Source organism: Arthrobacter sp. NPDC058288 (genome assembly GCF_042880995.1).
In the GTDB taxonomy this organism is placed as follows: domain Bacteria; phylum Actinomycetota; class Actinomycetes; order Actinomycetales; family Micrococcaceae; genus Arthrobacter.
This window is the reverse complement of sequence record NZ_JBHVYH010000001.1, coordinates 1,143,961-1,166,257: the sequence shown is the minus strand read 5'-3', so window position 1 is coordinate 1,166,257 and position 22,297 is coordinate 1,143,961. Positions and strand designations below refer to the sequence as shown.

20 protein-coding genes and 1 riboswitch are annotated in these 22,297 nt (G+C 65.7%); of the genes, 3 read left to right on the top strand and 17 right to left on the bottom strand.

Features of this window, described 5'->3' with window-relative positions:
* Positions 1-35: 35 nt before the first annotated feature.
* The 11 genes from ACFVWT_RS05555 to ACFVWT_RS05505 all read right to left on the bottom strand — a co-directional run bounded on the left by ACFVWT_RS05555 (position 36) and on the right by ACFVWT_RS05505 (position 8,023).
* Complete coding sequence (locus ACFVWT_RS05555; protein WP_390245964.1) at positions 36-701, bottom strand: ribonuclease HII; 666 nt, start codon at positions 699-701, stop codon at positions 36-38.
* Positions 702-1,613: a signal peptidase I gene (gene lepB, locus ACFVWT_RS05550; protein ID WP_390245962.1), complete on the bottom strand. Its 912-nt coding sequence runs from the start codon at positions 1,611-1,613 to the stop codon at positions 702-704. It abuts the gene before it with no gap.
* A complete protein-coding gene (lepB, locus tag ACFVWT_RS05545; RefSeq protein WP_390245960.1) occupies positions 1,614-2,291 on the bottom strand; it encodes a signal peptidase I in 678 nt (225 codons plus the stop codon).
* 83 nt (positions 2,292-2,374) lie between these two features.
* Positions 2,375-2,734, bottom strand: coding sequence for a 50S ribosomal protein L19 (gene rplS / locus ACFVWT_RS05540; RefSeq protein ID WP_011692321.1), 360 nt, complete (start codon positions 2,732-2,734; stop codon positions 2,375-2,377).
* Between the two features lie 259 nt (positions 2,735-2,993).
* Complete coding sequence (trmD, locus tag ACFVWT_RS05535) at positions 2,994-3,818, bottom strand: tRNA (guanosine(37)-N1)-methyltransferase TrmD (RefSeq protein ID WP_390245958.1); 825 nt, start codon at positions 3,816-3,818, stop codon at positions 2,994-2,996.
* Positions 3,819-4,412, bottom strand: coding sequence for a ribosome maturation factor RimM (gene rimM, locus ACFVWT_RS05530; protein ID WP_390245956.1), 594 nt, complete (start codon positions 4,410-4,412; stop codon positions 3,819-3,821).
* 168 nt (positions 4,413-4,580) lie between these two features.
* Positions 4,581-4,823, bottom strand: a complete 243-nt coding sequence (locus tag ACFVWT_RS05525) for an RNA-binding protein (protein WP_011692324.1) — start codon at positions 4,821-4,823, stop codon at positions 4,581-4,583.
* A 1-nt stretch (position 4,824) separates the two neighbouring features.
* Entirely contained in the window at positions 4,825-5,247 is a 423-nt protein-coding gene (gene rpsP, locus ACFVWT_RS05520) for a 30S ribosomal protein S16 (RefSeq protein ID WP_390245954.1), read from the bottom strand.
* A 184-nt stretch (positions 5,248-5,431) separates the two neighbouring features.
* Positions 5,432-5,869 (bottom strand): hypothetical protein, encoded by a 438-nt coding sequence (locus ACFVWT_RS05515; protein WP_390245952.1) that lies wholly within the window; start codon positions 5,867-5,869, stop codon positions 5,432-5,434.
* 112 nt (positions 5,870-5,981) lie between these two features.
* On the bottom strand, positions 5,982-6,857 hold the full coding sequence (locus ACFVWT_RS05510; protein ID WP_390245950.1) for a VOC family protein: 876 nt from the start codon (positions 6,855-6,857) through the stop codon (positions 5,982-5,984).
* A gap of 77 nt (positions 6,858-6,934) precedes the next feature.
* Positions 6,935-8,023: an amidohydrolase family protein gene (locus ACFVWT_RS05505; RefSeq protein WP_390245948.1), complete on the bottom strand. Its 1,089-nt coding sequence runs from the start codon at positions 8,021-8,023 to the stop codon at positions 6,935-6,937.
* Positions 8,024-8,107: 84 nt separating this feature from the next.
* A riboswitch (TPP riboswitch) is annotated at positions 8,108-8,215 on the top strand.
* On the opposite strand from ACFVWT_RS05505, the gene thiC reads away from it, so the two are divergent.
* Positions 8,210-10,066 carry a phosphomethylpyrimidine synthase ThiC gene (gene thiC / locus ACFVWT_RS05500; RefSeq protein ID WP_390245946.1) on the top strand — a complete coding sequence of 619 codons (1,857 nt, stop codon included), beginning with the start codon at positions 8,210-8,212 and terminating at the stop codon, positions 10,064-10,066. It overlaps the preceding riboswitch by 6 nt.
* On the opposite strand, the gene ACFVWT_RS05495 is transcribed toward thiC, so the two are convergent.
* Together ACFVWT_RS05495 and ffh are read right to left on the bottom strand one after the other, a co-directional pair.
* The gene (locus ACFVWT_RS05495) at positions 10,035-10,769 is read right to left on the bottom strand and encodes an alpha/beta hydrolase (RefSeq protein WP_390245944.1); all 735 of its coding nucleotides are present in this window, start codon (positions 10,767-10,769) and stop codon (positions 10,035-10,037) included. The genes thiC and ACFVWT_RS05495 overlap by 32 nt on opposite strands.
* 96 nt (positions 10,770-10,865) lie before the next feature.
* Positions 10,866-12,455 carry a signal recognition particle protein gene (gene ffh, locus ACFVWT_RS05490; protein WP_390245942.1) on the bottom strand — a complete coding sequence of 530 codons (1,590 nt, stop codon included), beginning with the start codon at positions 12,453-12,455 and terminating at the stop codon, positions 10,866-10,868.
* A 151-nt stretch (positions 12,456-12,606) separates the two neighbouring features.
* On the opposite strand from ffh, the gene ACFVWT_RS05485 reads away from it, so the two are divergent.
* On the top strand, positions 12,607-13,995 hold the full coding sequence (locus ACFVWT_RS05485) for a glucose-6-phosphate dehydrogenase (RefSeq protein ID WP_390245940.1): 1,389 nt from the start codon (positions 12,607-12,609) through the stop codon (positions 13,993-13,995).
* Positions 13,996-14,063: 68 nt separating this feature from the next.
* On the opposite strand, the gene ACFVWT_RS05480 is transcribed toward ACFVWT_RS05485, so the two are convergent.
* A complete protein-coding gene (locus ACFVWT_RS05480) occupies positions 14,064-14,402 on the bottom strand; it encodes a P-II family nitrogen regulator (protein WP_011692333.1) in 339 nt (112 codons plus the stop codon).
* Positions 14,399-15,751 carry an ammonium transporter gene (locus ACFVWT_RS05475; RefSeq protein ID WP_390245937.1) on the bottom strand — a complete coding sequence of 451 codons (1,353 nt, stop codon included), beginning with the start codon at positions 15,749-15,751 and terminating at the stop codon, positions 14,399-14,401. Before ACFVWT_RS05475 ends, ACFVWT_RS05480 begins: the two co-directional genes overlap by 4 nt.
* 356 nt (positions 15,752-16,107) lie before the next feature.
* Here ACFVWT_RS05475 and ACFVWT_RS05470 point away from each other — a divergent pair, with 356 nt between their 5' ends.
* Positions 16,108-17,253 carry an MFS transporter gene (locus ACFVWT_RS05470; protein ID WP_390247084.1) on the top strand — a complete coding sequence of 382 codons (1,146 nt, stop codon included), beginning with the start codon at positions 16,108-16,110 and terminating at the stop codon, positions 17,251-17,253.
* Here the strand turns inward: ACFVWT_RS05470 and ftsY are convergent.
* Together ftsY and smc are read right to left on the bottom strand one after the other, a co-directional pair.
* Positions 17,250-18,464, bottom strand: coding sequence for a signal recognition particle-docking protein FtsY (gene ftsY / locus ACFVWT_RS05465; RefSeq protein ID WP_390245935.1), 1,215 nt, complete (start codon positions 18,462-18,464; stop codon positions 17,250-17,252). The two genes, ACFVWT_RS05470 and ftsY, sit on opposite strands and share 4 nt — an antisense overlap.
* A 63-nt stretch (positions 18,465-18,527) precedes the next feature.
* The gene (gene smc, locus ACFVWT_RS05460) at positions 18,528-22,178 is read right to left on the bottom strand and encodes a chromosome segregation protein SMC (protein ID WP_390245933.1); all 3,651 of its coding nucleotides are present in this window, start codon (positions 22,176-22,178) and stop codon (positions 18,528-18,530) included.
* Between the last annotated feature and the right edge of the window lie 119 nt (positions 22,179-22,297).

The window sequence follows — 22,297 nt, the reverse complement described above, 5'->3', positions numbered from 1 at the left end:
CCGCGCTGCCCCGCGGCCAGGGCAGGGCGCCAGGGTCAGAGAATCTGCCAGCTGACCCGGTGATAGGGCGTCGGCCCCGCTGCCTTGAGCGCTTCCTTGTGTGACGCCGTGCCGTAGCCTTTGTTTTCATCCCAGCCAAAGGCGGGGTACTCATTGTGCAATGAACGCATCAGTCGGTCCCGTTCCACCTTGGCCAAGATGCTCGCGGCGGCCACGCTCAAGCACTGCATGTCGGCCTTGACGAGGGTGTGGACCGGCGCGTCGCAGCCCGGACCTGTCGGGGCGTCATCGAACAGGGAGGCCTGCGTCTCGGGCGAAAGCCAGTTATGGCTGCCGTCGAGCAGCACCACGTCCGGCGTGACGCCGGCGGCCAGGATCTGCAGCCAGGCCCGCGTCCCGGCAGTCCGCAGGGCGGCGATGATCCCCAATGCGTCGATCTCGCCGGCCGAGGCGTGCCCCACCGCCGAGGCGACGCTCCAGCTCCGCACCAGGGGCTCCAGCCGCTCACGGTCGGATTCCTTCAGGAGCTTGCTGTCGCGGACGTCGTCCAGCAGCACCGGACGGCTCAGGTCCACGACGGTGATCCCGACGGTCACGGGCCCCGCGATCGCGCCCCGGCCTACCTCGTCGATGCCGGCCAGTAACCTGGCACCGGAACTCAAGAAGCGGTGCTCGTAATCGAGGGTGGGTGCAGTGGACATCTATTTCCCGGCCGGCGCAGGGACGTTCCGGAACACGTCGGGATAGTTGCCCAGGGCGGTCAGCCGGTTGAGGGGCCAGGCGATAACGGCCGCCTTGCCCTCGATATCGGGAATGTCGATGAAGCCGCCGTTGCTGTCCTGATGGGCGCGGGAATCGGCCGAGTGGTTCCGGTTGTCCCCCATCACCCAGATCTTGCCGTCGGGGACAACAACGTCGAAGTTGCGGATGTCCGGCACTTCAGCGGGGTTGACGTATGTCTCGTCCACAGCGGTGCCGTTGATGGTTAGCTTGCCGCCGGCATCACAGCACACCACGTGGTCACCCGGGAGTCCGATCACTCGCTTGACCAGGTGCTGCTCCGAATTGTCCGGCAGCAGCCCGACGAAGGTCAGGCCGTCCTGGACCCAGGTAAACGGGCCGTCGGCCTTCTCCGGCGAAGGCACCAGCCATCCCTTGGTGTCCTTGAAGACCACCACGTCGCCGCGCTCAAGGGCGAAGGGCTCGGGCACGAGCAGGTTCACGAAGATCCGATCGTTCACGTCCAGCGTGCTGACCATGGATTCGGAGGGAATGTAAAACGCCCGGAACAGGAAGGTCTTGATCAGGAAGGACAGCACCACGGCGATCGCCACCACCGTGAGCACCTCCTTGACCCAGAGGTACACCGGGCCATGGGTTTTGCCATCCTTAGCCCCTTTCGAGGGGCCGGACTTCGAATGCGCGCCGTGCGTCCCGGCGGCGCGGCTCCCCGCTCCGACGGGCAGGCCGGTTTCTGTGGACGGATCAGCGGAGCCCGCAGACGGAAGACCGGTGTCCCTGTCCGTGGCGGTTCCCGTTTGGTCGCCTCTGGCCGGGGCTCGACCGGCATCGTGGTTGAACGGATCAGGAGTCCGGGGGTCGGTCTCGGGCATCTACTGTCCGTCCTTCGTCGTCGTGCTGGTTTCTGCTGGCCGGGGAACGGCCGCAAGTCTGTCAAGTGGCCAGATGATCTGGACCGGCCTGCCAATGACCCGGTCCAACGGCAACATGCCGCCGCCCGGTGCGCCCAGCAGGCTACGGGAATCGGCGGACATGGAACGGTGGTCTCCAAGCAACCATAGCCGTCCCGCCGGAACGATCACGCTGAACTTCTGTTTGCTCGCAAGGTCTCCGCCATAGAGGTATGGTTCCTCAAGCGGCTGACCGTTCACTGTGAGCCGCTGCTGGTCGTCGCAGCAGACAACATGATCCCCGGGCATCCCGATAACCCGCTTTATGTAGGTTGTATCACTGCCCGTGACGCCAAGCCAGTGGCCAGCCGCCGCGACGGCGTCCTGGAGCGGGCCGTTGCCACTGTTGAGCGGGGCGAACGTCCCGCGGCCGTCAAAGACTACGACGTCACCGCGCCGGACCGGCTCGGACTCGAAATCGGTACGGGACACCAGGATCCTGTCCCCCGCGCCGAAGAGCGGCTCCATGGAGGCGGAGGGTATGTAGTACACGTCCAGCCAGAGAGCGCGGACAAGTCCGCTGATTAGGACCGCAAGCGCCAGTGCCAGCAACACAAAACGCCAGCCCAGTTTCCTGGGCTGGCGTTTTGACTGGTCCATGATCCGTATCCTGTGGCGCTGTTGCTGGAGGCTCCGGCGCGGGCCGGATCCCGGTTCTGGACCCGCCATGGAAGTCCGGGGACTTACTTGGCGGTGCTGAAGTCGCGCTTTTCCTTGATCTTCGCAGCCTTACCGCGCAGTGCACGCATGTAGTAAAGCTTGGCGCGGCGGACGTCACCCTTGGTGACGACCTCGATCTTGTCGATGATCGGGGAGTGTACCGGGAAGGTACGCTCTACGCCGACACCGAAGGAAACCTTGCGGACCGTGAAGGTTTCGCGGATGCCGTCGCCCTGGCGGCCCAGAACGAAGCCCTGGAATACCTGGACACGGGAGTTCTTGCCTTCAATGATGTTCACGTGGACCTTGAGGGTATCGCCCGCACGGAACTGGGGAACATCGGTGCGCAGCGATGCTGCGTCTACGGTATCGAGGATATGCATTGATCCACTCCTGGTGAACGCCACAGGTCATCCACTTTGGGTCACGGCGGCCAAGCCCGGGAACAAGCCCGGAAATCACTGCCGAAAATTTTCTGATCCGGCTCCGTCACTGATTGGCGGGACCGGGGTGCCGGGCTGTTGGTGGCGCTCCCCCTGTGGCAGGTGCGCACCCAGCAGGCACAAGGACTAATTTTGCCACATGCGGAGGATTCCGGCGAATCCGGAGGCTCCCGAGGGGGGCCTGCGGTTCAGCGGGGCGTCAGCCGTCCGCCGACGCGCTTGTCCCGGGCTCCTCCGGGCGGAGCCGGAGATGACGGTCGACGACGTCGTACCCCAGTTCGCCGAGCGCGGTGCGGTCGGCGCGGGGAAGATTGCCGGCGTCGAACTCTGCGAGCAGGTCGGGCCGGCGTTCTGCGGTCCGGCGGTACTGCTGGTGCCGGCGCCACTGGGCTATCTTGCCGTGGTTGCCGCTCAGCAGAACCGGGGGTACTTCGCGCTCACGCCACAGGGCGGGTTTAGTGTAGACGGGGTATTCCAGCAAGCCGTCCGAGTGTGATTCCTCGACGAGGGACTCCGGATTGCCAACAACGCCCGGAAGAAGCCTGACGATGGCTTCCGTCATGGCCAGCACGGCCACCTCGCCGCCATTGAGGACGTAGTCCCCCAGGCTCATGGGCCGGACCGTGAAGTGCTCTTCCGCCCACTCGATGACGCGCTCGTCAATGCCCTCGTACCGGCCGCAGGCAAAGACCAGTTGCTGTTCCTCCGCGAGCTCGTGTGCCAGCGCCTGGGTGAACCGTTCCCCTGCCGGGGACGGGACGATCAGCACCGGCTTACGGCGCGCGTCACCGCCCCTGACCGCCGCAACGGCACTAAGAGCCTGTGCCCACGGTTCGGCCTTCATCACCATTCCGGCCCCACCGCCGTACGGAGTGTCGTCCACCGAGCGGTGTTTGTCGGTGGTGAAATCCCGGAGATCATGGACGTTCAATTCCAGGATGCCGTCCTGGCGGGCCTTCCCGATCAACGAAAGTTCCAGGGGCGCGAGATACTCCGGGAAGATGCTGACGACGTCGATCCTCATCTAGGCGTTATCTCCGGCCTCGGTCTTGCCAGGCTCGGCATCGCCCTGCCCCGCGTCACCGGCGCCCGGCCCTTCGCCGGCATCCTCAACGTTGATCTCGAACAGGCCGGGCGGCGGGGTGACAAGGATGTACTTGCCCCCGACGTTGACCTCAGGCACGATCTCCTCGACGAAGGGGATCAGGATCTCCTTGCCGTCCGGCGCCTCCACCTCGATGAGGTCCTGGACCGGAAGGGTACGGAGCCCGGTCACCTTGCCGACGACGGAGTCGCCCACGCGGACGTCAAGGCCGACCAGCTCATGCTCGTACCAGCCTTCGTCGTCGTCCTCGTCGAGCTCTTCGGTCTCGATGAACAGCTTGGCGCCACGCAGTGCTTCGGCCTGGTTGCGGGTCTCGATGCCCTCAAAACCCAGCAGCAGGATGTCTTTGTTCCAGCGGGCACTATCCACGGTCAGCGTTCCGACCGAGGCCGGCTCGACCACGAATTCCGTGCCAGGAATGAAACGGTCCTCCGGCGCATCGGTCAGGACCTGGACGGTCACTTCGCCGCGGATGCCGTGCGGTTTGCCGATTCGTGCCACCTGAAGCTGCATCTGTTCCTCTGTTCCGGAGTTCGTTCTGTTGCGGTTCTATTGCGGCCGGCGGTACTGCAAGCCCGCCGCACGGGTTGTGCGGAACCCGCGGGTTTTGCTGAAAACAGTCCGGCCCCTCCACCATAATCTGGTGAAGGGGCCGGACTTGAGACAAATATTGCGGAGCGTTTACCGGCGGCGGTCGGTGTCGACGACGTCGACCCTGACCTGTTCGCCGCCGGCCAGCGCCGCCACGACAGTGCGCAGTGCGCGCGCCGTGCGGCCCTGACGACCGATCACCCGTCCGAGGTCGTCCTGGTGAACTCGCACCTCGAGGGTGTCCCCGCGGCGGTTGTTCTTGGCGCTGACCTTGACGTCCTCGGGACTGTCAACGATCCCGCGGACAAGGTGTTCGAGCGCTTCTGCCAGCAATTTACTCAGCCTCGGTGGTCTCTGCTTCGGCTTCGGTGGAAGCTTCGGCTGCCTCGTCCTTCTTGGCCTTCTTGGTGATGGCTTCCGGGATGATCACGGAACCCTTTTCAGGGGTAACAAAGGCATCCTTGGGAGCCTTGGTCTTCAAGGTGCCCTCCTGGCCAGGGAGACCCTTGAACTTCTGCCAGTCACCGGTGATCTTGAGGATCGCCGCAACCTGCTCGGACGGCTGTGCGCCGACGCCGAGCCAGTACTGGGCACGGTCCGTGTCGACCTCGATGTACGAGGGCTCTTCGGTCGGGTGGTACTTGCCGATCTCTTCGATAGCACGGCCGTCACGCTTGGAGCGTGCGTCCATGACAACGATGCGGTAGTACGGTGCGCGCATCTTGCCGAAGCGCTTAAGGCGAATCTTTACGGCCACTTTTGTGGTCACTCCTGTTTCTGAAACGGGGTCGAGCCCGGCGTTCTGCACCCGTGGGGCGGGCCGTACTAGGGGGTTCTAAAAGGACAAGATCCGGACGCGGAGAGAGGGGCCACGCAGATCAAGTACCTGTTCATTGTGCCAGATCGCAGCCGGGATTTCGACTTGACACCCGCCAGCCGGCTCAGGAGGACCAGACGTACAGCCCGGTGCGGGCGTTCGGATCCACGCTGCCGGCCATGCGTGCGAGCTGCTGGACATAGCCGCGGGCTTCTTCTGAACCAAAAGGCATGTCCTCCTCAGCCGCCCACCTGGCCGCCACATCCTCCAGGACATCGCCCTCGCCTTCGGTCTCGTAGCTGAGGAGTTCGGCGAGCGCCCGGACCATGGCGGCCGGCACGCCCAGCAGCGAATCACTCGCCACGTCCACCATGGCGAGTTCGTAGTCGGCTCCTGACGCGTGGACCGCCGCTCCAGCGAGGTCGCCCAGCTGCTCTATCTCAAAGTCGCTGATGTCGGGAATCCGAAGCGCGTCCGGAGCAGCGGCACCGCCGCCGTCGAGTGCCGCCGCGCGCTTGAGTGCCTCATCGTGGGTGGAAACAAAGATTTCGGTGAAACCCATGGAAATCATCCTCATTCCGTCGACGGTGTGATGGTCCGGGCGGGGGCTTCGCAGCCGCCCCCGGACCTCCGGTTTTAGCCTAACCCAGAAGGACGCGCAGGCCTGCGACGCCTCAGCGGACAGCGACCCGGATCCGGTTGCGCCACGGATCTTCAAACCGCAGCTCGGCTCCGGTGTGGTGCGACCCCACGCCGGCAACCCGCAAACGGTCGGCAAGCGCGCCGACGTCGTCCGTTCCCGGCACTTCGATCAGGACTTCGCCCAGGCCCAGGGTGTCCTTACGGGGACCTGCGCCACGGCTGTTCCAGACGTTCATCGCCATGTGGTGGTGGTAGCCGCCGGCGGAGACGAAAAGGGCCTGCCCGTGCCATCCGGCGGTTTTCTCGAAACCGAGGGTGCCCACGTAGAAGTCGTGCGCCGACTGGACATCACCCACTTGCAGGTGGACGTGCCCGACGCCGGCCGCGGCCTCGCGCTGCCCGCTTACCGCCTCCTCGCTCAGGAATTCCTGCAGGAAGCGCTGCGGCGGGAGGGCGAGGCTGTCCATGACCACATTAGTCCCCTCCCAGGACCAGTCGGTGCGGGGACGGTCCCAGTACAGCTCGATGCCGTTGCCCTCGGGGTCGCTGAAGTAGAAAGCCTCGCTGACGAGATGGTCGGCGCTCCCGGTGAACAGCCGCGGTTCATACCGGGCGGCGGAGGCCACCGTGGCCGCGAGCGACGGCCGGTCCTCGAAGAGGAGTGCCGTGTGGAACAGCCCGGCCTCGCCGCGGGCCGGGAGATTGAGGCCCGGAGCCGGCGCCAGGTGGACCAAGGGTGTGCCCCGGCGGCCAAGGTACACGCCGCCGTCCTCCTCAGCCACGGCCTCCAGCCCGAGCGCCCGCTGGTAGTAGTCCGTCATGAGCTTCATGTCGCCCACTTTGAGCATCACCGCGCCCATGGCGAGATCGGCGGGCAGCAGGTCCTTGCTGCTGGATTCTGTGGTCATGGCAACTCCAAACTCCCGAAACGTGGCCGCCGGCGACCGACGACGCTTACATAGAGTAAATTACTTGAAGCTTCAATTTATTCCTTGTGGAGCTGCCGACCGCGAAGAATGATGTGCGTGAGGTCCCGCAGTGTTGCCGGGTCGAGCCTGGGGTCCCGTTCGCACAGTACAACGTCGGCGCTGGCACCTTCGGCGATGCCGTCCGCCCCCAGCCACCCACGCGCGGCCCAGGAAGCCGCGTCCAGGGCTGAAGCCGCCGGCAGGCCGGCTGCATGGAGTGCCTGGATCTCGTCCACTATCCGGCCGTGGCCGATGACGCTGCCCGCGTCTGTCCCGGCGTAGATCGGGACGCCGGCTTCGAAGGCCTCGAGGATGCGCTCGTTCCGTCGCTCCCAGAGCGCCCGCATGTGCGCCGCGTACACGGGAAACTTCGCTTCCGCGCGGCTCGCGATGTCCGGGAATGTCGCAATGTTGATCAGCGTGGGAACGATGGGAACGCGCTGCTCCACGAAACGCGGCACGTGCCGCGGCAGCAGGCCGGTTCCGTGTTCGATGCAGTCGATGCCGGCGTCGAGCATGTCATCCAGGGTGTCCTCCGCGAAACAGTGGGCGGTCACCCTGGCACCTTCGTCGTGGGCGGCGCGGACAGCGTCCCGCACCACTGCGGCGGGGAACGACGGCGAAAGATCGCCGGCGTCGCGGTCGATCCAGTCCCCGACGAGCTTGACCCAGCCGTCACCCGCCATCGCCTGCTTGCGGACGGCCTCCACCAGCCCATCCGGCTCAACTTCGACGGCGAATCCCCGAAGGTAGCGGCGGGTCCTGGCGATGTGGCGGCCGGCCCGGATGATGCGTGGAAGCTCCGGTCGCTGCTGGAGCCAGCGCGTGTCGTGGACGGCGCCGGCGTCGCGGACAAGCAGCGTGCCGGCGTTCCGGTCTGTAACGGCCTGTTCCCCAGCCACGGAATCCGGAACGTCCCCCTCCGGTCCGAGTCCGATGTGGCAATGCGCATCCACCAGGCCCGGCAGCACCCAGCCGTTCAACACCAGGTCAGGCGGAGCGGCCGGCCGTGTGAACGTCAGCCTGCCGTCCACAGACCAGAGGCCCCGCCGCTCCTGGTCCGGGGCGGTGAGCACGGTCCCGCTGAATTCGATGACGCCACGCATGCTTCAAGCCTAAACCGCCCTTCCACCCTCCCTGTTGTGACCGGCATGTGACGTGGACCCTCCCCGCCCCTGTGGTAGCTTCGTCTACGACCACACGGGTGCCCCTGCAAGGGCTGAGATCGGGCTGACGCGGCCTGCGACCGTTGAACCTGTCCGGGTAATGCCGGCGAAGGAAGTGAGTATTCCGTGAATACACAAGAAACACAGCTGATCCCTGCCCAAAATGAAACGCAGTCCCTGAAGTCCCACTCGCTGGGATTCATTTCGGACGAGGCCTCCGGGATCCGGGTACCTGTGACCGAAATTGCCCTTGAGGCCTCACCGGGCGGGGCGGCCAACCCGCCGTTCCGCGTATACCGGACCGCCGGTCCAGGCAGCGATCCCGTGGTGGGGCTGGAACCGTTCAGGACCCGGTGGATCGAATCGCGGGCCGACACCGAGCCCTACAGCGGCCGGGAACGGAACCTGCTGGACGACGGCAAGTCGGCAGTGCGCCGCGGCGCTGCGTCCGCGGAGTGGAAGGGCGCGCAGCCCGTGCCCCGCCGCGCCGTCGAAGGCAAGACTGTCACGCAGATGCACTACGCCCGGCAGGGCGTGGTGACGCCGGAGATGCAATTCGTTGCACTCCGCGAAAACTGCGATGTGGAGCTGGTCCGCAGCGAAGTGGCTGCCGGCCGCGCCATCATCCCCAACAACATCAACCACCCGGAATCCGAACCGATGATCATCGGCAAGGCATTCCTCGTGAAGATCAACGCCAATATCGGCAACTCGGCCGTCACGAGCTCCATCGCGGAGGAGGTCGACAAGCTGCAGTGGGCCACATTGTGGGGCGCCGACACTGTGATGGACCTGTCCACTGGCGATGACATCCACACCACGCGTGAGTGGATCATCCGCAACTCCCCCGTGCCGATCGGTACCGTTCCCATCTACCAGGCCCTGGAGAAGGTCAACGGCGAGGCCAACAAACTGACGTGGGAAATTTTCCGCGACACCGTGATCGAGCAGTGCGAACAAGGCGTGGACTACATGACCATCCACGCCGGGGTGCTGCTGCGGTATGTGCCGCTGACGGCCAACCGGGTGACGGGCATCGTCTCCAGGGGCGGCTCCATCATGGCCGGCTGGTGCCTTGCCCACCACCAGGAAAACTTCCTCTACACGCACTTCGACGAGCTCTGCGAAATTTTTGCCAAATACGACGTCGCGTTCTCGCTGGGCGACGGCCTGCGGCCCGGCGCAACAGCGGACGCGAACGACGCCGCCCAGTTCGCCGAGCTCGACACCCTGGCCGAACTGACGCAGCGTGCCTGGGAGTTCGACGTGCAGGTGATGGTGGAAGGGCCCGGCCACGTGCCGTTCCACCTGGTCCGCGAAAACGTGGAACGCCAGCAGGAACTCTGCAAGGGAGCACCGTTCTACACGCTGGGGCCGCTGGTCACGGACATAGCCCCGGGCTACGACCACATCACCTCCGCCATCGGCGCCACGGAAATCGCCCGGTACGGCACAGCCATGCTCTGCTACGTCACGCCCAAGGAACACTTGGGGCTGCCAAACAAGGACGATGTCAAAACCGGAGTGATCACCTACAAGATTGCCGCCCATGCCGCCGACCTGGCCAAGGGCCACCCCGGCGCGCACGAACGCGACGACGCCCTGTCCAAGGCCCGGTTCGAGTTCCGCTGGCGGGACCAGTTTGCCCTGTCGCTGGACCCGGTCACCGCCGAGTCCTTCCACGACGAGACGCTTCCCGCGGAACCGGCCAAGACTGCGCACTTCTGCTCCATGTGCGGGCCCAAGTTCTGCTCCATGCGCATCAGCCAGGACATCAGGGACGAGTACGGTTCAGCCGAAGCACAGGCGGCACTCGCCGAGATGGCGGCCGGCATGCGTGAAAAGAGCAACGAATTCCTGGCGGCCGGCGGCAAGGTCTACCTCCCCGAGCCGCAGGTTCCAGCCCCCGGGCGACCGGCCCGGCTCAGTGCAGCGACGGGCGACGGTGCCGCTACGACGCCTGTGAGTGCTGACGCCTGCTGACTTCTCCGATGAATGACCGGATGACCCGGTCTCCCTCCACCGAATCCTGAGGCCGGTGTCCGCCCGCGGCAACGCGGTGCTGGGCACCGGTTTCGCGCAGGTAACCGGCAATCTCCTCGTAGAGCGGTTCCCATCCGCCGGTCAGGACGAGCGTGGGCACACCCGGCACGATCTGCAGCGGCGCCTCCCACGGAGGCGCCTGCAACCGTAGCCTGCGGGCGGCGTTAAGTGCTTCCGGCGTGGCCGGGCCATCACTGTGCACGGAAAATGCCCGCCGGACAAACTCCCGCTGGAAGTCGTCGTCGCCGAGCTGGTGCCGCACGTCGAATAGCGGCTGCATCAGTGCGCGGTGGGCAGCAGTAGCGGGAAGTTCGGCGGTCAGTGACAGGCAGGCGGGTTCCACCAGAGTGAGGGAATGCACCAGGTCCGGTCGTTCCACGGCCGCCATCATCGCCGCAATGGCGCCCTGGGCATGGGCCACCACATGTCCGCCGGCGGTGCCCCGGCCATCGTCCGCCAAGGCACCGAGCACAATCCCGGCGTCCGCCTGGAAGTCCGATTCGAGCGGCTCCGCAGCGGCGTCGAAGCCGTGGCGGCGCAGGAACAGTGCGTCATAGGCCAGGGCCATGCCGTGTTGCTTGGGCCACGCGGCAGACCCGAAGGCCCCCGAACCGTGGACGAACACTACGCGCTGCTTAAACATGCCCCAACCCTATGGCAATGGCCGGACAATTCGGCCGGTCGACATTGATCCTGCCGGCAGGCATGTTGCCCGTGCGGAAAACCGCACCGCCAGTAACTACTTGCTCCCGCCGAGGAACTTGTCGAAGCCCTTGGGCAGGTTGAGCTGTGACGGATCGAAATCCGCTCCCTGCTGACCGAACGCGGCCCCGGTCGGAAGTGACTTGCCGGCGCTAGCGCGCCTGGCCTCGGCATCCCGGAGTTCCTGGGCTGCCTTGGCCGGGTTTCCCGACTTGGCCTTCTTCTTCGGCGCGTTCCTGGCGCCCTTGCGGGCTCCTGCGCCGCCGCCCATGCCCGGCATTCCGGGCATGCCCGGCATTCCGCCGCCCGCAGCCATCTTCTTCATCATCTTCTGCGCCTGGGCGAACCGCTCCAGCAGGCCGTTGACGTCCGAGACGTGCATGCCCGAACCCTTGGCGATGCGTGCGCGGCGCGAGCCGTTAATGATCTTGGGGGCAACGCGCTCGTGCGGCGTCATGGAGCGAACGATCGCTTCCACCCGGTCGATTTCACGTTCGTCGAACTGCTCCAGCTGCTGGCGGATGTTCTGCGCGCCCGGCATCATCATGAGCATCTTCTTCATGGATCCCATGTTGCGGATCTGCTGCATCTGCGCGAGGAAGTCGTCCAGGGTGAAGTCTTCCTGGTCGGCGAACTTCTTCGCCATCCGGGCGGCTTCGTCTTTGTCCCAGGACTTTTCTGCCTGTTCGATCAGGGTGAGGACGTCACCCATGTCCAGGATGCGGGACGCCATGCGGTCCGGGTGGAACAACTCAAAATCGTCGACGCCTTCGCCGGTGGAGGCAAACATGACGGGCTTGCCGGTGACCGACGCGACGGACAGGGCGGCACCGCCGCGGGCGTCGCCGTCGAGCTTGGAAAGCACGATACCCGTGAAGTTGACTCCTTCATCGAAGGCAAGCGCCGTGTTGACGGCGTCCTGTCCGATCATCGAGTCGATGACGAAGAGCACTTCGTTGGGGACGATCGCCCGGCGGATCTGGCGCGCCTGCTCCATCATTTCGGCATCCACACCGAGCCGGCCGGCGGTGTCCACAATAACGACATCGTGAAGCTTCTGACGCGCTTCCTCGACGCCGGCGCGGGCAACTGCCACGGGGTCGCCGGCCGGGTGTTCCAGCTCCATGGAGGTGGCACCCGGGTGCGGGGCGAAGACGGGAACCCCGGCGCGCTGGCCCACAACCTGTAGCTGGTTGACAGCATTGGGCCGCTGGAGGTCGCAGGCCACGAGCATGGGGCTGTGGCCCTGGGACTTCAGCCATTTGGACAGCTTGCCGGCGAGGGTGGTCTTGCCGGCACCCTGGAGGCCCGCCAGCATGATGATGGTGGGGCCGGTCTTGGCCAGGCGGATACGCCGGGTCTCGCCGCCCAGGATTTCGACGAGTTCCTCATTGACGATCTTGACGATCTGCTGGCTGGGGTTCAGCGCACCGGACACCTCGGCACCCAGGGCCCGCTCGCGCACCCGGCCCGTGAACTCGCGGACCACGGGCACGGCAACGTCAGCGTCCAGGAGGGCCCGCCGGATCTCGCGGACCGTGGCGTCAACGTCCGCCTCGGTGAGGCGGCCCTTGCCGCGAAGATTCTTGAAGGTTGCTGTCAACCGGTCAGAGAGTGAATTGAACACGCGCCGTGCACTTCTTTCAGTGGATCTACAGCTGGCGGCCGGTGCGGCGCGCCAGAGTCGTGACTGTTATTGGCCTGGACCAACTGCCTCGACAACGGGACTCGACTATCTAGGGTACCAAGACAGCCCTTCAAGATGGCATGCTGGCAGGATGGCCGCCCAAACCACTGTAAAAACACTGCTCATCCTCGGCGCGTCCGGGGACCTCACCGGCCGGCTCCTGCTGCCCGGACTGGCCCGCCTGGCTGCCAGGGGACGCGCTGGCGGCCTTACGCTCGTGGGAGCCGGCTCGGATCCCTGGACCCAGGAACAATGGCTGGAACGCGTCGAGACGGCCTTTGCCGACTCGAACTCCCAGGCGGACGTGGCCGGCAAACGCGAACTCAAGCGGCTCGCGGGAACAACCGTGTACCACCAGCTTGACGTGACTGCGGGCGGGGAGCTGGCTTCCCTGCTGTCCCGCCTCGAGGCTCCGGCGGCGGTGTACTTCGCCCTTCCGCCACACGTCAGCCAAAAGGCGTGCGAGGTGCTGGCCCCGGAGGAAGTGCCGCCCGGTACCCGGCTCGTGATGGAAAAGCCCTTCGGCTCCAGCGAGGATTCCGCCCGCCACCTCAACCAGACCCTCGCGGCGTTGGTCCCCGAAGACCACATCCACCGGGTGGACCACTTCCTGGGCAAGGCAACGGTTCTGAACATCCTCGGCCTGCGCTTCGCGAACACCTTCCTGGAGCCGGTCTGGAACCGCGACTACATCGAGAAGGTGGAGGTCATCTTCGACGAGGACCTCGCACTCGAAGGCCGCGCCCGTTACTACGACGCCGCCGGCGCGCTCAGGGACATGATCCAGAGCCATCTGCTGCAGATCATGGCACTGATGGCCATCGAGCCGCCGGCTTCGGTTGACGAGCGTGACCTGCGGGACGCGGTGGCCACGCTCCTTCGCGCCAGCAGCGTCAAGGCCCCCTACCGGTCTAGCACTCGCCGTGCCCGGTACACGGCCGGGTCCATCGACGGCCGGAAGGTTCCGGACTACGCCAAGGAAAAGGGTGTGGACGCGTCCAGGAACACCGAGACACTCGCCGAGGTGCAGGTGGATATCGACAACTGGCGCTGGGCAGGAGTGCCCTTCATCCTCCGTTCCGGCAAAGCACTCGGGGCAAAACGCAAGGAAGCCGTGGTCACCTTCAAGCCGGTGCCACACCTTCCCAAGGGTTTCACCGGCGTCGATTCACCCAATCAGCTCCGCATCGGGTTCGGGCCAGACACGCTGCAGTTCGACGTCGACGTAAACGGCCCGGGCAACGTCCTAAGCCTTGACCGGGCCACCCTCAACGCCGAACTCAGCGCATCCGACCTGCTTCCCTATGGCGAAGTCCTTGAGGGCGTCCTCACCGGTGATCCGCTGCTGTCCGTGCGGGCGGATACCGCGGAGGACTGCTGGCGGATCATTGAGCCGGTCATCAAGGCATGGGGCCGCGGCAGCGTTCCGCTGGAGGATTACGCGGCTGGAACATCGGGGCCCGAAGGCTGGCCCGTCTAGGGAATTCCTCATGCACAAAGCGGGCCGCTACCAGAAGGTAGCGGCCCGCTTCATGCTTGGTGCGTGGGCTAGATTGCGGCCGAGCCGCGTTCTCCCGTTCGTACCCTTACGGCTTCAAAAACGTCCACCGTCCAGACCTTGCCGTCGCCGGCACGACCCGTGTTGGAGCTGGCGATGATGACATCCAGGATGTCGTCCGCCTGTTCGTCCGTGGCCAGGACCTCAACGCGGATCTTGGGAAGCAGGTCCACGTTGTACTCAGCCCCGCGGTACACCTCGGTGTAGCCGCGCTGCCTGCCGTATCCGCTGGCCGCGCTGACCGTGAGGCCCTGCACACCGTAGGATTCGAGCCCCTCCCGGATGGAGTCGAGCTTTTCCGGCCGGACGATTGCTGTGATCAGTTTCATGCCCCCACACTTTCCTTACCTGTTGCTGCGTCAGTCTTCTTGCCGTTTTCGGTTACTGGAGCGGACTCCTCGGACTGCTTGCCGGTGATCAGTTCATGCAGCGGCTGGAAGCTCCCGCCGTGGCCACCGACGCCGAACTCGTAGGCAGTTTCTGCGTGCAGGCTCAGGTCCACGCCCACCACTTCCTGTTCCTGGGAGACGCGGAAGCCCATGGTCTTGTGGATGGCCAGTGCGATCACGGTGGTCAGGACGGCCGAGTAAGCGATGGCGATGCCCGCCGCTGCAAGCTGTGCCCACAGCTGGGTCAGGCCGCCGCCGTAGAACAGGCCGCCGCCGACGCCTTCAACCGGGAGGGCGATGAAGCCCAGGGCGACCGTGCCGATGATGCCCGACACGAGGTGGACGCCGACGACGTCCAGCGAGTCGTCGAAGCCCCAGCGGAACTTGAGGCCAACTGCCAGGGCGGACGCCACACCGGCAACGACGCCCAGGCCAAGTGCACCGATCGGGCTCACGTTGGCGCAGGCCGGGGTGATGGCGACCAGGCCGGCAACAACACCGGAAGCTGCACCCAGGGACGTGGGGTGGCCGTCGCGGATTCGTTCGGTGATCAGCCAGCCGAGCATGGCAGCTGCCGGTGCGGCAAGGGTGTTGACCCAGATGAGGCCGCCCTGTTCCGCCGTGGTTGCCGCGCCACCGTTGAAGCCGAACCAGCCGAACCACAGGATGGCCGCGCCGAGCATCACGAACGGGATGTTGTGGGGACGGTGGTTCGGGTCCTTGCCGAAGCCCTTGCGGTTGCCGATGATCAGGACAAGGATCAGGGCTGCAACACCGGCGTTGATGTGGACCACGGTGCCGCCGGCGAAGTCGATTGCCGGGCCGAGGGCCTGGCCGACAGCGCCTTCGGGCCCGAAGAGGCCGCCGCCCCAGACCATGTAGGCGATCGGGCAGTAAACCAGCGTTACCCAGACGGGGACGAATACCGTCCAAGCACCGAACTTTGCGCGGTCCGCGATGGCGCCGCTGATCAGTGCCACCGTGATGATGGCGAACGTTGCTGCGTAGCCGACCTTGATAAGCCCGTCCGGAGTGGTGATGCCTTCAAGTCCGAAGGTTGCGAACGGGTTGCCGACGATCTGCATGAAGCCTTCGCCGGAGCTCATCGATGCGCCCCAGAGCACCCACACCACGCCGACCATGCCGATGGAGATGAAGCTCATCATCATCATGTTCAGCGCGGCTTTCGCACGCGTCATGCCGCCGTAGAAAAATGCCAGCCCTGGTGTCATGAACAGCACGAGTGCCGCCGCAACCATGAGCCATACGTGACCTGCGGTAAGTTCCATGGTGCACGTCCTCCCTTGCCTAGATGCTTAGTTGATCCTGCGGATTTCCCCGCTTGCCCAACGCCTTTTTGCGTTCTTAGACGATTTTTGCCGGGCAGTGTTTCGCCGGCGGAGGAATTAGATGTCCGGGTTGTTACAACAACCTCCCGGAAGTAAATGGTGCATATCCTGCTTGTTACGGTTATGTTTCACCAGTCCCAAACCGCACTTCCACAGCACCCTGCAAGGACCCCGGCACCATGACCGATCGTTTCCGCCCCGGCAAGGCCCTGCCCCGCCGGAATGGCGGCCAATCCGACCACCCCGACGCTGCAGCACAGCCGTCGCCCACACGCCTCCCCCGCGATATCAAGGTGATGCTGGCCGCTGCGTTCCTGATCGCGCTCGGTTTCGGACTGGTGGCGCCGGTATTGCCCCAGTTCGCCACCACGTTCGACGTCGGGGCAACGGCCGCCGCGGTGATCGTCAGTATTTTTGCCTTCATGCGGCTGCTGTTTGCACCTGCAGGCGGCGCGCTGATCGTGAAGCTGGGCGAACGTCCGGTCTACGTGGCCGGCCTGTTGATCGTGGCGGGCTCCACGGCGGCATGCGCTTTTGCACAAAATTATTGGCAGCTGCTCATTTTCCGGGGCCTGGGTGGCGCCGGCTCGGTGATGTTCACGGTGGCGTCCATGGCGCTGGTAATCCGGCTGGCCCCGCCGGAAAGCCGCGGACGCGTCTCCGGCGCCTATGCTTCCGCATTCCTCATCGGCAACGTGTGCGGCCCCATCGTCGGCGGAATGCTTGCCGGTTTCGGCCTCCGCATCCCGTTCCTGGCGTACGCCGCCGCACTGGTGCTGGCCGCGCTGGTGGTCCAGACGCAACTCAGCCACGTTCCCGGCAAGTCACGGAAAGATGGCAGTACGGAACCGGCCATGAGGCTCGGTGAGGCCTTGCACGACAGCGCCTACCGTGCGGGGCTGTTCTCCAGCTTCGCCAACGGCTGGGCGACCTTCGGTGTCCGCATGGCCACCGTCCCGCTTTTCGCCGTGGCTGCACTCAACGCCGGACCGGCTGCCGCGGGCTGGGCGCTGGCGGTCTTTGCCGGCGGCAACGCGGCAGCGTTAACGGTCTCAGGGAAACTTGCCGACAGCCTGGGCCGCAAGCCGTTGATGATCTCCGGGCTGCTCCTCACCGGCGTAGCGACCGCAGGCATCGGCCTGACCCACGACATGACCTGGTTCCTGGCGGCCTCCGCAGTCGCCGGAATAGGCTCCGGCCTGCTGGGCCCGGCCCAGCAGGCCGCCATCGCCGATGTAATCGGCAACGGACGCTCCGGCGGCCGCGTGCTGGCCGTCTTCCAAATGGTGTCCGACGCCGGCGCCATCATCGGCCCGGTCCTTGCCGGGCTCCTGGCGGACCGGCTCGGGTACGGGTGGGCATTCGGCGTAACCGGCGGCGTGCTCGTCGTGGCCGCGGCCGGCTGGCTTCCCGCCCGAGAGACCCTCAAGCGGCCCGCCTAGTTCAGGAGGGCGTCCACGAAGCTCTCTGCATCGAACGGGGCAAGATCATCCGCGCCTTCGCCCAGTCCGATCAGCTTGACCGGCACCCCGAGCGTCTTCTGGATGGCCACCACGATGCCGCCCTTCGCGGTTCCGTCCAGCTTGGTGAGCACAATGCCGGTGATGTTGACTACTTCGGAAAACACGCGTGCCTGGTTCAGGCCGTTCTGTCCGGTGGTGGCATCCAGCACCAAAAGGACTTCGTCCACCTCGGCAAGCTTCTCGATGACGCGCTTGACCTTGCCAAGCTCGTCCATGAGGCCCACTTTGTTTTGGAGCCGGCCGGCGGTGTCGATCATCACCACGTCGACTTCCTGGTCGATGCCTGCCTTGACCGCTTCGTAGGCGACAGAAGCGGGATCGGCGCCGTCGACGTCGGACTTCACAGTGGGAACGCCGACGCGCTGGCCCCACGTGGCGAGCTGCTCCGCGGCGGCTGCACGGAAAGTGTCCGCAGCGCCCAGCAGAACGTCTTTGTCCTCGGCCACGAGGACGCGTGCGAGCTTGCCCACCGTGGTGGTCTTACCGACGCCGTTGACGCCCACCACCATCATGACGGCGGGCTTGTCGGCGTGGCGTTCAGTACGGAGGCTGCGGTCCATGGTCGGGTCCACGAGTTTGATCAGTTCTTCGCGAAGCAGGGCCTTGACCTGCTCGGGGGTCCGTGTACCCAGCACCTTGACGCGCTCCCGGAGGGCGTCGACCAGCTGCATGGTCGGCTCGGTGCCAAGATCGGCCAGCAGGAGGGTTTCCTCGACCTCATCCCAGACGTCCTCATCAATCTTGTCGCTGGACAGGAGCGCCAGCAGGCCCTTGCCGAGGATGTTGTTGGACCTGACAAGGCGTTCCCGGAGTCTCGTCAGCCGTCCTGCAACGGGCAACGGTGTCTCTACTGCAATGGTCTCGAGCCCCGCCGCGTCATCTGGTACCTCGGCGGCCTCCAGCCCTTCGAGGTCGACGGCGCCGGGCGCCCTGCGCTCCGGCGTCACCGCCGGACGGTCCTCCACCAGCGTTCCGCCCGGCCCGCGCAAGGGTTCGACGGGATCGTTGGCGTCGCGCGTACCGGGGTACTTGGTGATGTTCCGGCGGGTCTTCAGGAGGACCGGGATCAGTCCGCCAATGACCACCAGGGCAGCAAGGATGGCAAGGATAATGGGGAGGATGTCATTCACTCCCCTAGCTTCTCACACACGTTTCGCACATGTGCCACACCTGAAATGCTGCCGGCCGGGCTGCTAAACGTCCGCGCCGAGCCGCTGGCTGATGACGGTTGATACCCCGTCGCCCCGCATGGTGACGCCGTAGAGCGCGTCGGCGACCTCCATGGTCCGTTTTTGGTGCGTGATGACAATCAGCTGGCTGGACTCGCGGAGTTCCTCGAAAATCGTGATCAGCCGGCCCAGGTTGGTGTCGTCCAGGGCGGCCTCCACCTCGTCCATGACATAGAACGGCGATGGCCTCGCTTTGAAGATGGCCACCAGCAGTGCCACCGCCGTCAGGGAACGCTCGCCACCGGACAGCAGGGAGAGCCGCTTGATCTTCTTACCGGCCGGGCGCGCCTCCACTTCAATGCCGGTGGTGAGCATGTCCGACGGGTCGGTCAGGATGAGCCGGCCTTCACCGCCCGGGAAGAGCCGGGCGAAAACACGGACGAACTGCGCCGAGGTGTCCGCGAACGCTTCGGCGAACACCTTCTGGACCCGGTCGTCCACTTCCTTGATGATGTCCAGCAGGTCCTTGCGGCTGGATTTGAGGTCCTCGAGTTGGCTGCTGAGGAACTGGTGCCGTTCCTCCAACGCGGCGAATTCCTCCAGCGCCAGCGGATTCACCCGCCCCAGTGAAGACAGGTCCCGTTCAGCTTTGCGGAGCCGTTTCTCCTGCTCGTCGCGGACGAACGGCTTGCCTTCCACGACCGGCCTGCCTTCCTCGTCCACCGGCGCCCGGAGGGCCGCCCACTTGTCATCGGAGGCACCCGCCGGCACCGGCACCGGCTGGTCGGGGCCATAGTCTGCCACGAGCTGGTCCGGTGATAGGCCGAGTTCCTCCACGGACCGCAATTCGAGGGCTTCAATCCGCAGCCTCTGCTGGGTGCGGGCAAGCTCATCGCGGTGCACCGAATCCGTCAATTCCGCGAGCTCGCGACTCAGGGAATCGTTCTGTGACCTCACTTCCATGAGTTCCCGGTCCCGGAGCTCCCGTTCTTCCTCCGCAAGATCCCGCGCACGCATGGAAAGCTCCACGGAGATGTCGGTGAAGGCGATGACCTGCTCCACGGCAGCTGAAACAGCCGCCGCCCGGCGCGCCTGGATCCTGCGGCGGCGGGCGCGCTGAGCAGCTTCTTCCCGTGCCCGGCGCTCCGCCGCCGCTGCCCGTTCCAGGGAGAGGGCGCGGTTGCGAGTGGCGGTCAGTTGCTCTTCGGCGCTCCGCAGTGAGAGTCGGGCCTCCATCTCGGCCGACCTCGCAGCAGACGCCGCAAGAGCCAGCTCGTCGCGGAGTTCAGCCGACGGTTCCTCATCTTCAGGGGCCTGCCGGGCTGACTCGAGTCGCGCCACTGCGGCCCGCAGGGCGTCCTCTCCGGCCACAATATTGGCCTCTGCCCTGGCTAGCGACGCACCAAGCCGTTCGCTCTCACCCACGGCGCTCCGCAGCACCGAGTTCAAATGGCCCAGCCTTTCGGCCACGGCCGCCAGCCGGGCATCGGATTCGTGGAGCCGCTCCAAGGCGGCATCTGCACGTTCCTGGGCCTGGGTCCTCCGTGCCTGGGCAGCGGCGAGCGCGAACCGGTTCCGCTCAAGCTCAGCACTGACCCTGGCGAGCCTCGTTTCGGCGTCGTCGACGGCGGCCTGCACCTCCAGCAACGACGGGGCAGTCGCCGAGCCGCCCCGGACGGTGAATGCCGTGAAGACATCGCCCGCCCGGGTCACGACCGTCAGGCCGGGCTGCGCGCGGATGAGCGTCGACGCCGCCTCCAGGTCCTCGGTAACGGCCGTTCCCGCCAGCAGCCTGCGCAGAAGGGCCTCCATCGGGGCGCCCCCACCGGCGTCGTCTACCGGCGTTGACGGGAACCCGGTCATTCCGGCGGCAGAGGCAGTGACCAGGTCAGCGGCCCAGCGGGCACTCCCGGGAAGGGGCGCGGCGCCGGCGGACGGCGGTCCCGCGGCATCCCGCCCGGCCGGCACCGCCAGCAGCAACGAGGCAAGGCCGGCGTCGTCGGCCTTGAGCAGCTCAAGGGACTCGACGGCGGTACCGGCGTCCCTGACGACGACGGCATCCGAGCTGTTTCCCAGCGCAGCGGCGATTGCCGCTTCATAACCGGACTCGACGGACAGCATTGATGCCAGGGGACCTATGATCCCGGGCAATCCTGAATCTGCCACCCGGCCCGACCCGTCCTTGCGGTTGAGCCCAAGCTGCAGCGCATCCCGTCTGGCCAGCAGAGAATCGCGTTCCCGTTCCCCCTCGCGTTCGGCAGACTTCAGCGCCTCGATCTCAGCCAGGGTTGCGTCCAGCAAAGCGCTGGCGTCCTCGTAATCAGCGTCAAGGGATTCTTCGCCGTCCTCCACGCCTGCCACCTGCGATTCCAGCGCCGTGAACTCGCTCTGGGCGCGGCGTCGGCGTTCATCGCCGGCCGCTTGGGATTCGCGAAGCCGGCCAAGCTCGGCCTGTGCAGCTTCCACGCGTGAGCGCGCTGCACCCACCTGTCCGGCCAATTTAGCCAGCCCCTCACGGCGGTCGGCGGCAGCTCGGAGCACTGCAGCCAACCGCTTGTCTTCGGCACTCGCAGCGCTTTCGGCTTCCTGCTTGGCTGCCGACGCAGCTTCCATTGCTATGCGCTTTCGGAGAATCCCTTCTTCCAGTGCGGCCTGTTCTTCGCGGACCCGGGCGGCATTCCTTTCGAGCTGCTCCGGATCCCTTCCGGAGTCCGGTACCTCGTCCGCAGCACCCAGCAGCCGGCAGCGTTCATCCGCAAGCGACCCCAGAGAGCGGAACCTTTCCCGCCCCGCTGAAAGCTGGTACCAGGTGTCACGCGCAGCATTGAGCCGGGGAGTTGCCTCGGCCGCGAGTTGTTCCAGCGCCGCCTGCCGCTGACGACCGTTTTCGAGGCCCTCCTCCACAATGGCCCGGCGCGCCTTCAGCGCGGATTCATCGGCCACGTCCTGGGCAAGGGCGGACTGCAGCTGCACCAGGTCGTCAGCCAGGAGCCTGGCACGGGCGTCCCGGACGTCAAACTGGACGCTTTGGGCCCGGCGTGCCACTTCCGCCTGTTTGCCCAGAGGGGTTAGCTGTCGCCGGATTTCACTGGTAAGGTCGCTCAGCCTCTGCAGGTTTGCCTGCATCGCCTCCAGCTTCCGGACCGTTTTTTCCTTGCGCCGGCGGTGTTTGAGGATGCCTGCCGCCTCTTCGATGAAGCCGCGGCGGTCCTCAGGCGTTGCGTGCAGGACCTTGTCCAGCTGGCCTTGCCCCACGATGACGTGCATTTCCCGGCCCAGGCCGGAATCGGAGAGCAGCTCCTGGATGTCCAGGAGACGGCAGCCGGCACCGTTGATCGCGTACTCGGACCCGCCGGTGCGGAAAAGGGTCCGGGAGATCGTCACTTCGCTGTACTCGATCGGGAGGGCGCCATCAGTGTTGTCGATGGTCAACGAAACGTGGGCCCGGCCCAGCGGCGGGCGGCCGGAGGTACCCGCGAAGATGACGTCCTCCATCTTGCCGCCGCGGAGTGTCTTAGCGCCCTGTTCGCCCATAACCCAGGCCAGGGCATCCACTACGTTCGACTTACCGGAGCCGTTCGGACCGACCACTGCGGTGACGCCCGGCTCGAAGTCGAACGTCGTAGCTGACGCGAACGACTTGAATCCGCGGACGGTCAGGCTCTTGAGGTGCAAGGTGGTTCGGATCTCCTGAGTGGCTGAAGCGGGCAGTTCCCGCCTTAAATCTACTGCTTGCCTCCGACAAAGCCCGGATTTTGGCCTGTTGCGGCCCCCATACCCTTGCCATGCCTTCC

Excerpts from the sequence above, each read along its gene's own strand:
- ACFVWT_RS05555 (WP_390245964.1), bottom strand. The coding sequence starts at position 701 with ATGTCCACTGCACCCACCCTCGATTACGAGCACCGCTTCTTGAGTTCC.
- lepB (WP_390245962.1), bottom strand. The coding sequence starts at position 1,613 with ATGCCCGAGACCGACCCCCGGACTCCTGATCCGTTCAACCACGATGCC.
- lepB (WP_390245960.1), bottom strand. The coding sequence starts at position 2,291 with ATGGACCAGTCAAAACGCCAGCCCAGGAAACTGGGCTGGCGTTTTGTG.
- rplS (WP_011692321.1), bottom strand. The coding sequence starts at position 2,734 with ATGCATATCCTCGATACCGTAGACGCAGCATCGCTGCGCACCGATGTT.
- trmD (WP_390245958.1), bottom strand. The coding sequence starts at position 3,818 with ATGAGGATCGACGTCGTCAGCATCTTCCCGGAGTATCTCGCGCCCCTG.
- rimM (WP_390245956.1), bottom strand. The coding sequence starts at position 4,412 with ATGCAGCTTCAGGTGGCACGAATCGGCAAACCGCACGGCATCCGCGGC.
- ACFVWT_RS05515 (WP_390245952.1), bottom strand. The coding sequence starts at position 5,869 with ATGGGTTTCACCGAAATCTTTGTTTCCACCCACGATGAGGCACTCAAG.
- ACFVWT_RS05510 (WP_390245950.1), bottom strand. The coding sequence starts at position 6,857 with ATGACCACAGAATCCAGCAGCAAGGACCTGCTGCCCGCCGATCTCGCC.
- ACFVWT_RS05505 (WP_390245948.1), bottom strand. The coding sequence starts at position 8,023 with ATGCGTGGCGTCATCGAATTCAGCGGGACCGTGCTCACCGCCCCGGAC.
- ACFVWT_RS05495 (WP_390245944.1), bottom strand. The coding sequence starts at position 10,769 with ATGTTTAAGCAGCGCGTAGTGTTCGTCCACGGTTCGGGGGCCTTCGGG.
- ACFVWT_RS05485 (WP_390245940.1), top strand. The coding sequence starts at position 12,607 with ATGGCCGCCCAAACCACTGTAAAAACACTGCTCATCCTCGGCGCGTCC.
- ACFVWT_RS05480 (WP_011692333.1), bottom strand. The coding sequence starts at position 14,402 with ATGAAACTGATCACAGCAATCGTCCGGCCGGAAAAGCTCGACTCCATC.
- ACFVWT_RS05475 (WP_390245937.1), bottom strand. The coding sequence starts at position 15,751 with ATGGAACTTACCGCAGGTCACGTATGGCTCATGGTTGCGGCGGCACTC.
- ACFVWT_RS05470 (WP_390247084.1), top strand. The coding sequence starts at position 16,108 with ATGCTGGCCGCTGCGTTCCTGATCGCGCTCGGTTTCGGACTGGTGGCG.